The 13,120-nt window shown below is 57.9% G+C and carries 10 protein-coding genes, 4 tRNA genes and 1 riboswitch; of the genes, 4 read left to right on the top strand and 10 right to left on the bottom strand.

The features are described 5' to 3' along the window. Nucleotides 1-7 precede the first annotated feature (7 nt). The 4 genes from QN062_RS02600 to thrS are packed head-to-tail and all read right to left on the bottom strand — an operon-like array spanning nucleotide 8 to nucleotide 4,457. Nucleotides 8-1,003, bottom strand: coding sequence for a phosphatidylinositol mannoside acyltransferase (locus tag QN062_RS02600; protein ID WP_369342663.1), 996 nt, complete (start codon nucleotides 1,001-1,003; stop codon nucleotides 8-10). 10 nt (nucleotides 1,004-1,013) lie between these two features. After that, complete coding sequence (locus QN062_RS02605) at nucleotides 1,014-1,706, bottom strand: CDP-alcohol phosphatidyltransferase family protein (RefSeq protein WP_369342058.1); 693 nt, start codon at nucleotides 1,704-1,706, stop codon at nucleotides 1,014-1,016. Nucleotide 1,707: 1 nt separating this feature from the next. Continuing rightward, nucleotides 1,708-2,361, bottom strand: a complete 654-nt coding sequence (locus QN062_RS02610; RefSeq protein WP_369342059.1) for an HIT domain-containing protein — start codon at nucleotides 2,359-2,361, stop codon at nucleotides 1,708-1,710. An 11-nt stretch (nucleotides 2,362-2,372) separates the two neighbouring features. Beyond that, nucleotides 2,373-4,457, bottom strand: a complete 2,085-nt coding sequence (gene thrS, locus QN062_RS02615; RefSeq protein ID WP_369342060.1) for a threonine--tRNA ligase — start codon at nucleotides 4,455-4,457, stop codon at nucleotides 2,373-2,375. A gap of 270 nt (nucleotides 4,458-4,727) precedes the next feature. On the opposite strand from thrS, the gene QN062_RS02620 reads away from it, so the two are divergent. From QN062_RS02620 to QN062_RS02630, 3 genes are all read left to right on the top strand, one after another. After that, nucleotides 4,728-5,744 (top strand): zinc-binding dehydrogenase, encoded by a 1,017-nt coding sequence (locus QN062_RS02620; RefSeq protein ID WP_369342061.1) that lies wholly within the window; start codon nucleotides 4,728-4,730, stop codon nucleotides 5,742-5,744. Between the two features lie 78 nt (nucleotides 5,745-5,822). Continuing rightward, nucleotides 5,823-5,915: riboswitch (TPP riboswitch) on the top strand. Nucleotides 5,916-6,038: 123 nt separating this feature from the next. Further along, entirely contained in the window at nucleotides 6,039-6,683 is a 645-nt protein-coding gene (locus QN062_RS02625) for a TenA family protein (RefSeq protein ID WP_369342062.1), read from the top strand. Nucleotides 6,684-6,881: 198 nt separating this feature from the next. Continuing rightward, nucleotides 6,882-7,700, top strand: coding sequence for a M50 family metallopeptidase (locus QN062_RS02630; RefSeq protein ID WP_369342063.1), 819 nt, complete (start codon nucleotides 6,882-6,884; stop codon nucleotides 7,698-7,700). A gap of 672 nt (nucleotides 7,701-8,372) precedes the next feature. Here the strand turns inward: QN062_RS02630 and QN062_RS02635 are convergent. From QN062_RS02635 to QN062_RS02650, 4 genes are all read right to left on the bottom strand, one after another. Beyond that, nucleotides 8,373-8,445 (bottom strand) — tRNA-Val (locus QN062_RS02635). 72 nt (nucleotides 8,446-8,517) lie between these two features. Then, nucleotides 8,518-8,589: transfer RNA gene (locus QN062_RS02640), tRNA-Val, on the bottom strand. 19 nt (nucleotides 8,590-8,608) lie between these two features. Next, nucleotides 8,609-8,679, bottom strand: a tRNA-Cys gene (locus tag QN062_RS02645). 27 nt (nucleotides 8,680-8,706) lie between these two features. Continuing rightward, nucleotides 8,707-8,779 (bottom strand) — tRNA-Gly (locus QN062_RS02650). A 224-nt stretch (nucleotides 8,780-9,003) separates the two neighbouring features. Between QN062_RS02650 and QN062_RS02655 the strand changes: the two genes are divergently transcribed. Continuing rightward, a complete protein-coding gene (locus QN062_RS02655) occupies nucleotides 9,004-9,906 on the top strand; it encodes a PAC2 family protein (protein ID WP_369342064.1) in 903 nt (300 codons plus the stop codon). 133 nt (nucleotides 9,907-10,039) lie between these two features. Here QN062_RS02655 and QN062_RS02660 read toward each other — a convergent pair whose 3' ends face one another. Then, the gene (locus tag QN062_RS02660; protein WP_404984809.1) at nucleotides 10,040-11,980 is read right to left on the bottom strand and encodes a DNA repair protein RecN; all 1,941 of its coding nucleotides are present in this window, start codon (nucleotides 11,978-11,980) and stop codon (nucleotides 10,040-10,042) included. Next, nucleotides 11,973-12,995, bottom strand: coding sequence for an NAD kinase (locus QN062_RS02665; RefSeq protein WP_369342066.1), 1,023 nt, complete (start codon nucleotides 12,993-12,995; stop codon nucleotides 11,973-11,975). Before QN062_RS02665 ends, QN062_RS02660 begins: the two co-directional genes overlap by 8 nt. Nucleotides 12,996-13,120 lie beyond the last annotated feature (125 nt).

The raw sequence follows: 13,120 nt of genomic DNA on the forward strand, positions 1-13,120 counted from the left end.
TGCAACGCTAACCGTGCATCTTATCCGAGTCGGTGACCAATGCGCGAATGTCCTGAGGAACGTCATGCAGCCGTGACATATCCAAGTCCTCAATAAAGATGGGCTGCATCATATGCCAATCCTCAGGATGTTCGGCAACTCCCTGGGCCCATAGGTCGACCCATCGCTGCGAGAGGGCATTGACGGCCTGATCGCGCGGCATCTGCAAGAACGGATCGATCTCGATTGGCCCACGTATCTGGCAGACATAGCCGTAGCGCACGCCAGCGGCCTTTCTGCGGGCACCGCTGAGCAATTCACGGTGCATGTTGACCACATACAGCGGCAGGCTCCGCTCCAAGGCGATGCGCGCCGGACCCGGTGCGACGCGTATGACCGAACCGAACGCATGGACGAATTCCCCACGCCGACCGAGGTCACGATCCGCAAGAAGCGGAACGATGCGATGAGACTGCCGAAGCACGGCGACCAATCTTTCCGTCAGATTCTTCTCGCCGGTGAGCAATATGGACATGCCCAAGGATTCGCGTATGTCTATGAATGCCTGCAGCAACTTCTCGTCAGACAGCCGTTCAGCCACGGTTGTGACCGGTGCGATGGCATCATGTGCCCAAAAGCCGGCATAGTCCCAGTTCCCCTGATGGCCCATCGCGAGTGGAGCGGATCCATGGGCGCACAGTCTGCGGATCGAATCGAAGCCATCTCCCGTGCCTCGGATTCGTGCGTGAAGCTGCTCGCCGCTGCGAGCGCCGACGGTCATCGTTTCGGCAAAGTAGGCGAAATACGAGCGCATGGCAAGCAGCGAAAGACGGCGGAGCTGCAATCGCGTGGCCTTGCCGTCTCTCGAGATGAGCACCCTTCTGAGGTTCTTCTCGAGTTGGCAGACCCCGCCTGCATGGAAGAACCATGCCACGGCAGCAACGGCTTGGAATATGGCACGCAGCATCGCCTCAGGCATGTGAGACGCGTACCGGAATGTGAGATTCAGAGCCTTATCGAGCACGATGCATCACTCACCTATGGGCGGGATTCATCGGTCGTGGCTTGCGGCTCATGCTCCGGGACACGACCAGAATGCGCTGGCAGACGGTCACTATACCCAGCACGGCAAGCAGAAGAAGGAAGCATGACATCACCGCGACCGGCAGCCCAGCACCCGTGAGCGCCATGCCGACCAGAATGATCACCAGCCTATCGGATCGAGTGGCAATGCCGTTCTTCGCCTCGAAGCCCTCTGCCTCGGCTCGGGCGCGCGCATATGAGGTGACGAAGGACGTCATGATCGAGAACAATGCCGCGCTCAGGCCAATCATGGTCCAGAACTGGTGAGACCACAGCGATGTCATGGTGGTGGAGAACAAGGTGTTGCTGCCATCCAGGAGTATGCGGAAGTAATAGATGATGAGACCCGTCAGCACAGCCCAATCTGCGATGCGGTCAAGCGTCGAGTCCAGGAACGCTCCGAACTGGGTGCCGCCGCCCGTGAGCGAAGCCACGGACCCATCCAATGAATCGAAGGCCACGAGGATCGCCATCACGATCGCTCCGGCGAGAAGCCATCCCGTGATGCCCGTGACGATGGCCACCAGAACCGTCCCCACGGCTCCTATGACGGTGACCGCATTCGCGGAGACTCCTGCATTGACCAAGGCCTGGGCAATGGGAGCGATGATCCGCTTCCATGGGCGTCGCAAATGTTCGAACATCCTAATCCTCCACGAAGCTTGTTGGAGAGTCGCCCGCAGCAGGCGCAGCCGTCAGGCCTTCTCGCTTGGCAAGCGAGGCGAACACCGGCGCATAGGCGTCTCTCTGATTTGAAAGCAGAATCGGCATCGTGCGCGTCTGGGCGACGATGGGCATGAAGTTCGCGTCGCCGTTCCATCGAGGAACGATGTGCTGGTGCAGGTGCGATGCTATTCCCGCACCTGCGACATCGCCCTGATTGATGCCGAGATTCCATCCATCCGGCTTCGAAACCACGCTCATCACCTTCATTGCAACGGTGCTTGCCTTCTCGAATTCGAACAGCTCGTCATCGCTCAGATCTGTCAGAAGGCTGATATGACGGTATGGGCACACCATGACGTGGCCGGCGTTGTACGGGTAGAGATTCATGATGACGAACACATGAGTGCCACGCCAGACGATCAATCCATCCTGGTCGCTTTTAGTCGGTGCAATGCAGAATGGGCATTCGTCGCTTTTCGGAGGCGTCTGCTTGTCGTTCGACAGCACGTATGACATGCGTTGCGGAGTCCACAGACGTTGAAATCCGTCCTCCTGAGGTGGAAAATCACGCGGATCGTCCACCTCAGTCTCAGGATTCGGCCGAGACTGCCTGCCATCGACCTGCTCAGCCATGCCGCCCTCGCTCACTGCTCTGCCGTCACGGCGGCAGAGCCATTGGAATTCACGTCATCCTCTGCCTTCGCGATGCTTCGTGTGAAATCATCCGCCGAATTTACCTGGGAGCGAGACTTGATGATGCTCTCGATGTCGGCAATCGCATCGTCAACCGGAATGCCATTGAGCTGACTTCCGTCCCGGAATCTGAAGCTCACCGCATTGTTGGCAGCATCTTCCCCACCGGCGATGAGGATGAAGGGGACCTTGGACTTGGAAGCGTTACGAATCTTCTTGCCGAATCGGTCGTCGGAACGATCCACCTCGCAACGCACAAGCCTGTCGCTGAGTCGATCGACGATCTTCTGCAGGTATCCGTCGAACTCCTCGGCGACTGGAATGGCCTCGACCTGGACGGGAGCGAGCCATGCCGGGAATGCACCCGCATAGTGCTCAAGCAGAATGGCGAAGAAGCGCTCGATGGAGCCGAAGAGTGCACGGTGAATCATCACTGGACGCTGATGCGTGCCGTCGGCGGCGACATATTCGAGCTTGAAGCGCTCGGGAAGGTTGAAGTCAAGCTGAATCGTCGAAACCTGCCAGGTTCTGCCGATCGCATCGCGTGCCTGGACCGAGATCTTCGGTCCATAGAATGCTGCGCCACCTGGATCGTCGACGAGTTCGAGGCCCGAATCCTTCGCCACGTCGGCAAGGGTCGCGGTCGCCTCTTCCCAGACCTCGTCCGAACCGACGAACTTGTGGGGATCCTTGGTGGAAAGCTCCAGATAGAAGTCGTTGAGACCGAAGTCCTTGAGCAAGCCCAGAACGAAGTTCAGGAGGCTCTTCAGCTCATCCTTCATCTGCTCGCGGGTGCAATAGATATGAGAATCGTCCTGAGTAAGCCCACGAACGCGGGTCAGGCCATGGACGACGCCGGACTTCTCGTAGCGATACACCGTGCCGAATTCAAACAGACGCAGCGGCAGTTCACGGTAGGAGCGCTGACGGGACTTGAAGATCAGGTTGTGCATGGGGCAGTTCATGGGCTTGAGATAGTAGTCGAAGCCCTGCTTGGTGACGTTGCCGTCAGCATCCTTTTCCTCATCGAGGTGCATGGGCGGATACATGCCGTCCTTGTACCACTGCAGATGGCCGGAAATCTCGTACAGATGCCCCTTGGTGATGTGCGGTGTCTGCACGAAGGAATAGTGATGCTTGCGATGCTGCTCGCGCGAATAGTCTTCCATCGCATTGATGACCGCTGCACCCTTGGGATGGAACACCGGCAGCCCTGGTCCGATTTCGTCCGGGAAGGAGAACAGGTCCATCTCTGCACCGAGCTTGCGGTGATCGCGCTTGGCAGCCTCTTCCATGCGGTTCATATAGGCCTTGAGCTCGTCCTTGTTTGGCCATGCCGTGCCATAGATGCGCTGCAGCATCGGATTCTTCTCGTCGCCGCGCCAATATGCCGCTGCGGTGCGGAGAAGCTTGAAGGACTTGATGAAGCGCGTGTTTGGCAGGTGTGGGCCCTTGCACAGGTCTTTCCATACGACCTTGCCGTCACGGTCAATGTTGTCGTACATGCTCAGTTCGCCGGTCGACACCTCGGTTTGAGCGTCGCTGTCGATTTCAGCTTCCTTGACGCCAATCAATTCCAGCTTGTATGGCTGGTCCTTCTCTTCCTCACGAGCTTCGTCCTCGGTGACGACGCGACGCTCAAAGCGCTGCGAGGACTTGATGATGCGGTGCATTTCCTTGTCGATGGCCTTCAGGTCTTCCGGTGTGAAGGGCTTTTCGACGTCGAAGTCGTAATAGAATCCGTCATCTATGACCGGTCCGATGCCAAGCTTGGCATCTGGACGGATGATCTGAACTGCCTGAGCCATGACATGGGTGCATGAGTGACGCATGATGGCAATGCCGTCCACGCTGTCGAGCGCAATGGGTTCAACTGTGTCGCCATCGTGCAGGGACGCATACAGGTCCTTGGGAGTGCCATTGATCTTCACGGCAATGATGTTCTTGTCATCTGCAAAGAGATCCACGCCAGTCTGAGTGCTTTCCACCTCCTTCGCTTCGCCGTCGAGTGAAATGGAGATGGTCGACTGTGCCATGATGCCGTCCTTGCTATCAGGGGCCCGCGTTACAAGGTGCAGGCCTGGACTGTGTGTGCGCACCCGGGTTTCGAATGCGCGATATTTGACAAGCGCCACCATATGTTGTGACGGCGACAAGGTACAGACCGCCGCTGGGCATCGAACAGGTTCATCTTTCCATCTGTATCGCAAAGCCAGTCCATGCTAGAATTGCGGGGATCGAAGACGCCAATCAGCTGGCATCTTCAGGGTGTCATCGACGACACGGCAGTATTTGAGGAGGGCTCCATGAAATCCGTTTATGTTACTGGTCCAGACATCAACTCCTGGAAGGAAATTCCACAACCATCCCCTTCGAGGCATGAGGTTCTTCTGAAGATGAAGGCGTGCGGGATATGCGGTTCGGATGCATTTTATACGCATATCGGAGGCATACCTCCACGTCAGGGCGCCACTCCCCTTGGCCATGAACCGGCAGCGGAGGTCGCTGAAATTGGCTCAGGCGTGAAGGGCATCGAGGTGGGAGACCATGTCGTCATAGACACGATGGCCTTCACCGATGGGCTCCTCGGCTCCGGCGGCGCCCAAGGTGCCTTGAGCGAATACGTGCTAGTGAAGGACTTCGAACCTGGAAAGCAGCTGCGTGTCATCGACAGAGCCGTTCCCTGGAAGGTCGCGGCTCTGAACGAGCCGATGGCAGTGGCGCTGCATGCGGTGAATCGCACGCATCCCAAGCCAGGCAACAAGGTGGTGATATTCGGTGCCGGGCCCATCGGCCTGGGTGCCTTGATGGGATATCGCCGCGAGGGAGCGTCCCACATCGTCGTCGTGGACGTGCAGCGGAATCGCCTGGACAAGGCTCTTGCCATGGGCGCCGATGCGGTCGTCAACTCGATGGAGGAAGATCTCGCAGAGCGTCTGGTTGAGCTTCAAGGTGACGGCTCGACCGCGCATGTGCGTGGCGTTCACCCTGGAACCGACATCTATCTTGATGCAGCAGGGGTTCCTTCCGTGCCCCAGTCCGTGGTGAAGCTGGCAAAGCATGGATCGACCTTCGGCATCGTCGCGGTTCACAAAAAGCCTGTCGAACTCGACTTCAGCACCGTGCTCGCCTCTGAGCTCACGATTGCCTGGTCCATGGGATACCCGAACGAAATCTTTGAAGTGACCGACGACATCATCGACAACTGGGATCAATACGCCAAGATCATCAGCCATACCTTCCCCTTCGAGAAGGCCTTGGATGCCCTTGAGACCGCGAAGACGCCCGGTACCGCCGAGAAGGTCGTCGTCACCTTCGACTGACGCTGCATGCTGCCATCGCCAGCTCGCCACCCCGCCCTGTCACGGCAGACGGAAGGTTGTGAGCTGGTGATATTTTTATGCCCTGACACGGGGTGCCGGATGTCCGGCTGAGAAAGACCCGTTGAACCTGATGCAGATAATGCTGACGAAGGGATGTCTTCATGCATATGGCCGTTCGTGCCGCACGCCATCGGATTGCCCTTCCTCAACCCGGCAATGCCGCTCAGGCCGAAACCATTGAAATCAGCCATGTTGTCAGTCATGCCTGGCTGATCCGAGGAAGGAACAGGGAATATGACGACTGCTTACGAGACATGCAAGTCAGCATGCAGCGAGGAATGGGATGCTGCGGTGAATCATCGATTCAACCGTGAGCTTGTCTCAGACACGCTCGACGACAAGGTTCTGAGGAAGTATCTGATTCAGGACTGGCAGTATACCGACGGATTCTATTCGCTGCTTGGGCAGGCGGTCGCATCGGCCGACCGGCTTGAATCGAAGATACGTCTGGGCAGGCAGCTTGGATTCATCGCCAATGATGAGGACAGTTATTTTCGCGACCGCTTCCGTCAGTTCAAGGTGACCCCAGCCGAGCTTGACAGGCCCACGCTCACGCCATCATCGGTGGGAATGGCCCGACTCTACGCCGACACTGTGGATACCCGAAGGTATGCGAACATACTTGCGGTGCTCTGCGTCGCAGAATCGCTGTATCTCGAATGGGCGCAGCGTTTGACGGACCAGGGCAGGGTTCTGCCACGCAAGGAGCAGAACCTCGGTTGGGTCAGGGTCCATCGGGAGGCTGGGTTCATCGAATGGGTTGACTTCCTGATCGATGAGCTGAACCGCGTCGGCGACCCGGACGACCACGCGCTGTCTGCCCGCTTCGCGAAGGCCACCCACTGGGAACTGGAATTTCTCAACGACGCGTACCGCTGATCGAAGGCAATCGCGCGGCTCAGAGGGTGAGCATCAATGTTTTTGGCACTTCCTCAGGTATCCAGGACGAAACGCGACGGGATTCCATGGTGAATACGCCACTTTTTGGTGTTCTGCCAAGCCAGATCGAGGACTCATATCTTCAACAGTGCCAAAAACTTAGCTGCATCGCAGAATTGGGCGCTATCATCTCGAAGCATGGTTCATGAATTCGCCTCAGGCACCGACATCAGTTCGATCGCCGATGCTGTCCGACAGATATTCCACACGATCTGGACTGCATCGCTTACCCCAGTACCCGCGCCGGACCAGCGTCTGTTCACGCTGCTGCTGCTCTTCTCGATTCTGGCTATCGTCATCTCTCCGGTGTGGAGCATCACCCGCAACGCGATAACCATCGCGCACGAAGGCGGCCATGCCGTCGCCGCGCTCATCTCGGGAAGGAGACTGAACTACATTCAGCTGCATTCCGACACTTCCGGCGTTACGGTCAGTTCGGGAAAGTCCTCGGGATTCGGGTACGCGCTCACCTGCTTCGCAGGATATGCGTCCCCCTCTCTGATCGGCATCCTCTGCGCCTGGCTCACCACCGCTGGGTATGTGACCGGAGCACTATGGATTCTGGTGCTGCTTCTGCTGCTGATGCTCACCCGCATCCGAAATGGATACGGGATTGTGGCGGTCGTGGCATCGATTGCCATCGTCGCCGGAATCTCCTGGGGAGCGGAAGCCGAGATCCGCTCAAGCGCCGCATACCTTCTCTCATGGTTCATGCTGCTAGGCGGCATCCGCCCTCTGATCGAACTGCAATCCATGCGTTTCAGAGGTCAGGGGCAGGGATCCGATGCCGACCAGATATCACGCACGACGGGCATTCCCGGACTTCTGTGGATCATTGTCTGGGCACTGTGGAATCTGCTGTTCCTCTGGATCGGCGCAACGTGGATGACGCAATCCTTCGGCGGCATCCACGCCGTCTGGGCCTCGCTGCTCAGCCTGATTACTGGCCTTCGCTAGCGGTGCGCACTATGAAGCATCGGCGGAGCTGACGGCGATGCACCGGTAACGGGGCACCGGTCATGGGCACTCGGTTTGGGCATCGGTCATGGGGCACTTGGTTTGTGCACTGATTGTTTGGCACAGAGTCTTCGTCACACCTGTGGATGGCCTGCATATCAGGCATTGAGCATCGTCATGCATTGGTGCGCAGTGGCAGCAGACCCCTGTCACTTGACGCTCGACGCTCGACGCTCGATTCTCGACGCGATGAGTGTCGCATCGGACACCCGGATTGCACGCGCACATTTGCATCTGGACACCGCAGACGCCGGAAATCGGCGTGTTCAGTCGGCTAATTTCAAGTTTTGGGGACTTGCCGAAGTATAAAGCCCCGAGAATGGCGTGATGCCAACCGCAGTTGCAACGATTTGACCATGTTCTACTTCGGCAAGTCCCCAAAACTTGAAAACCGGCCCAGATGAGGGACACGAGAACGCGCAAGATGACACGACGGCCATATGACAGTACGACACAGCCCTCATAGCCGCGAGGGCCTCACAGGACAAAGAAAAAAGGCATATTGATTCATGACGTGAATCCGATGAATCGGCAATCGATCAAGGATGGAAACAGGAATGAAACGACTGCGAAGCAAGATTGAAACAGTGATGATGCAGCGAGTGAATCGGGTGGGCGATGCAGGAATCGAACCTGCGACCCCTTCGGTGTGAACGAAGTGCGCTAGCCGCTGCGCCAATCGCCCGAACTCTAGAAAGACTTTCCGATGAAAGCCTGCACAACAGCAGCGAGGTTCACGAGCAGTGAACCTCAACCGTGGGCGATACTGGGATCGAACCAGTGACCCCTTCCGTGTCAGGGAAGTGCGCTACCTCTGCGCCAACCGCCCAATCATTCTCTCGAATGCGAGGTGGGTACGAGAGTCGAACTCGTCTAAACGGCTTTGCAGGCCGCTGCCTAACCGCTTGGCTAACCCACCGTGACAGGTCTAACTGCTCGGACCTCGAGCGGGCAACGGGACTCGAACCCGCGCTCTCGACCTTGGCAAGGTCGCGCTTTACCAACTAAGCTATGCCCGCATACTTAGGAAACCGTTGATTGGAACAGCTCCAAGCACGATTGACTACTATATCTAACTATTCGGCTTTGCGCAAATTGCGTGTCGTGCATGCCTCGAAAACCAGCATTCGCAGCATAAATCGGCGGTGCTTGGAGTGTTGCGCCGCATGCTTTCGACGCCCTACCGATATCTTGCTTTCGGCAAAAATCCAAGCTGACCCCGATTCACGTTACTGTAGGTCATGTGAGTGAAGAAACATTCCAAACCAGACGCGTCCTCGTATCGGCATTCGAGGGGTGGAACGATGCCTGTCAGGCTGCTTCGAACGTGGTCCGCCACCTTATCGACACCTATGACTCGAACGAGGTTGCCCGCATCAGCTGTGACGGCTTCTATGACTACCAGACCACTCGTCCGATGATGTGCTTCGTTCAGGGCAACGGTCGAATCGTGTGGCCGGAAACCACCTTCTATGAAATCCACATCGACGATGCCCACACGATTCTGGCCGAAATGGGCCCAGAACCGAATTACCGCTGGATGGAATACTGCCATCAGAATCTTCATATCGCCGAGGAATACGACGTCGACCATGTCATAACGCTTGGGTCCATGTTCGCGGACTGTCCGCATACACGTGCTCTGCCCATTGATGTCTACTCCGGAGACTGCAACTGTGGCGGGGTCGACGACCACTGCGGTCCGGTCGGCATCACCACCGTGCTTGATTCCATCGCGAAGGATCACGGCTTCGAAACCGATTCCGTATGGGTTTCGGTGCCTCAGTACCTTGGCAGCGATGAATGCGCACAGGGAACCCTGCAGCTCCTGCACAAGCTCTCTCAGCTCCTCGGCGTCAAGCTCAGCGAAGGGGATCTGCCTACGAAAGGCAAGCAATGGAAAGCACAGGCCTCCATGCTCCTCAGCTGCAACGACGACCTGGCAGACTATGTGAAGCGTCTCGAACGGCAGGTCGACACCAAGACCCTTGCGGCAGAGAGCGATGAGATGACCAGCGATGAGGCGAAGGAGCTCATTGCCGAGGCAGAGGCGTTCCTGCAGCGCGAGCAGGGGCGCAATCCGCGCAACGGCAAGAATGGCCACGACCATCCTGATTCAGAGGCTGGCAACGCGCTTCCAGAATAATTCGGCAGTGCAATCCTTGCGCTAACAGGTCCGAGCGGGTTCGTGCGCGGTGGTTTTGCACATACTGCCTCGAATGCAGTGCTGAACTTCCACGACGAAGTGCGAAGCGACCACAGCCCGCTCGCAGCCTTCGCTATATCGTGCTCGATTCGAGCAACTCCCGGGCATGGCGCAGCGAAGTGGTGGATTCGCTTCCAGCGAGCATCCGAGCGATCTCATGCTCTCGTGACTCGCCTTCGACCTTGTTGACGATTGTCTCGATGCGAGCGCCGCCTTCGACGGCTGAATCGGCAACGGAACTTTTGCTGACGGTGTATTGGGTCTGCGCCCATGATGCGACCTGGGCAAGATGCGTCACCACAATCACCTGAGCCCTGCGCGACAGCGTCGCAAGACGCTTCCCAAGTTCGACGGCCGCCTTGCCGCCAACGCCGGCATCGACCTCGTCAAAGATGAAGACCATTCCATCGGGCTGAGATGTCTCAGAAGACGACGTCAGGGATTCAGTATGCTCCGATTTAGCATGCCCAGGTTCAGCATGGTCCGATTCAGCATGCCCAGATTCAGCATGCTCTCCCAGGTTCTCAGAAGCCTTGGGATCCCCGGAATCTCTGGATTCAGGCGATCCGGAAGGAGCCCTTCCGACCATAGACAGCTCCAATGCCAGCATGAGTCGGCTCAATTCACCGCCCGAGGCGCTTTTTCCCATGGGCAGTCCGGGCGATCCGGGAAAAGGCGTGAACACGAATTCGATGTCGTCGCAACCGTGAGAGTCCAGACCAGCTTCGAGGGTTTCCGAGGACACATGCGTGGAAGCATCCTTCGGCTTGTGATCCGGAGCATCACTGCGAGGCTGCAGTCGAGACGTGACCTTGATCTCAAGGCGGGACCCCTGCATTGCCAATGATGCAAGCTCGGCACTCACATGCGCTCCGAGCTTCACGGCGGCATGCGTGCGCGATTGCGACAGCCGCGCAGCTGCGGCGGCAAGCTGGTTCAACACTTCGATTCGTCTTTCCTTGAGCTCGGCGACATGCTCAGGCGAGGCTTCCAGGTCTTCCAGCTCAAGCTGCGCCCTGTCCCGCCATCGCATCACTTCCCCGATGTCGGTGCCCCAATGCTGCACCAGGTCGTTCAGCGTGTGGATGCGTGAGTTGATGGCATCCAGGTCGCCATCCTCGTCGTCCCCATCGAGCTGCCCTGCCAGGCTGAACACGATGTCGGAAAGTTCCTCATCCACCGATTGCAGCCGCTTCACGATCTCGTCGAAGGCAGCGGGAACGCCGATATCCTCCAAGGCTCGTATCGCTGCATGGATTTTCACGATGGCGTCGGGCTGGTCCTCGTCCACGCCAATCTGCGAAGCGTCGAGCGAAGACAGCGCATCGTTCACCCCCTGGATGATGGTCGCAGCATTCTCTATGCGTTCGCGCCGTGACCTGAGCTCCTCGAGCTCACCAGACTTCGGAGAGGCAGCATCGATCTTGGCGATGGATTCACGCAGATAGTCAGCGCGATCGTTCGCCGATTCCTGTTGCCGTGTCAAGGCGCTCAAGCGCCCGTCCAAGTCTTGCAATGAGCCCCAGAGTGCGCTGTAGCGATCTTTCAATTCCTCGTTCTGGGCATAGCGGTCAAGCATTTCCCGTTGCCGTGCCGTGGATGCGAGTCTCATCTGATCCGACTGTCCATGAATGGTGACCAGTTCCATGCCCACGTCATGAAGCAGCGACCGTGGCACCGTATGACCATTGAGAATCGCACGTGAACGTCTCTGCGCGGGCAACGAGCGAGTCAGGAAAAGCTCCCCATCCTCAGCCTCCACCCCCGCGCTCAGCGCGATGGAGGACGCCTCGGACCCCTCGGCAACATGAAAGATGCCCTGTGCCCATACATCCCGATCCGACGAATCGGTGCGCCCCGTCTGGGCACTTGCCCCGGATATCAGACGTATGGCATCCAGAAGCATGGATTTTCCGGCACCGGTCTCGCCAGTGATCGCAGTCATTCCAGCGCCAAAGCCGAGATTCGCGTGACGTATCGGACCAAGATTGCGGATTTCCAGCTCCTCAAGCATTGGCGTCCCCATCCGTGGCATCCTGCACTGGACGATCATAAGATGCCTTGGCACTTGAATCGACTGAGCCGAGAATCGTCTCGGCGCCCTCTGGTCTGCGGGACTGTTCATAGCTCATGTTCCCGAACTGCCCTTCATAATGGCGGCTTTCGCGCCACCCTATCACGGGCAGGCTGAATTTGGTCACAAGTCGCTTGGTGAACGACGTGCCCGAGAGACGTGCCAGCCGCAGCCTGTCTCGCGACTCGCGGACCAGGACGCGAGAACCCTTGGGAACCCAGCGCTGCCGACGTCCGTCACAGCAGATCCAACCGTCTGAGGTCGATTCGTCAAGGACGTCAAAGGTAAAGGTCGAACTTGAACCGATGATCAATGGTCTTGCAAACAGCGCGTGCGCGGCCAGAGGCACCATCTGCAGTGCCTGGACGTCAGGCCATACGATGGGACCGCCGGCAGAGAAGGCGTAGGCCGTCGATCCCGTCGGCGTCGCGACTATCACCCCGTCGCATCCGAATGAACTCATCTCGACGTCATTGACCCGGATGCTGAGCTCAACCATCTTGCCTCGATCGGAACGCTCGAGTGTCATGTCGTTCAGTGCCCAGTCGGTGATCGGCTGCTTGGATTCGGGCAGCCACACATCCACGTGAGCCACCATCCTCGCGTCGATCGAATAGTCGCGATCGGCGATCTTGCCAATCGCCTCGCTCATCTGGAAGCTCTCGAATTCCGCCAGGAACCCGACATGCCCAAGGTTGATGCCGACTATAGGCACGTTCGTGCATTTCACCAACTCAGCAGCGCCGAGCATCGTACCATCGCCACCGAGAACCACGACTATCTCGGTATCGTCGTCGACGACTCGAGGTTGCGCCCCATAGGCGGGAGCCTCCAGATTATCGATGACCTTGACCGTGAAACCGGATTCCTGGAGATGCTCCACCGCCTCGCTGACGACATTGCCGCTCGAACGAATGCGCCGATGGGTGACGACCACAGCCTTGCGTCGAATCATAGATCCATGTTCCTTCCCCAAGCAGATGGCGCCGCTTCCGGCAATCTTCCTGTTCTGCAAGCAATCCTAATCTCACCCGCAGAAAGTTGGGGCCGTTGGCTAAAAATCAACGATCGCATTGACAT

It is taken from the genome of Bifidobacterium sp. WK012_4_13 (assembly GCF_041080835.1).
In the GTDB taxonomy this organism is placed as follows: domain Bacteria; phylum Actinomycetota; class Actinomycetes; order Actinomycetales; family Bifidobacteriaceae; genus Bombiscardovia; species Bombiscardovia fermentum.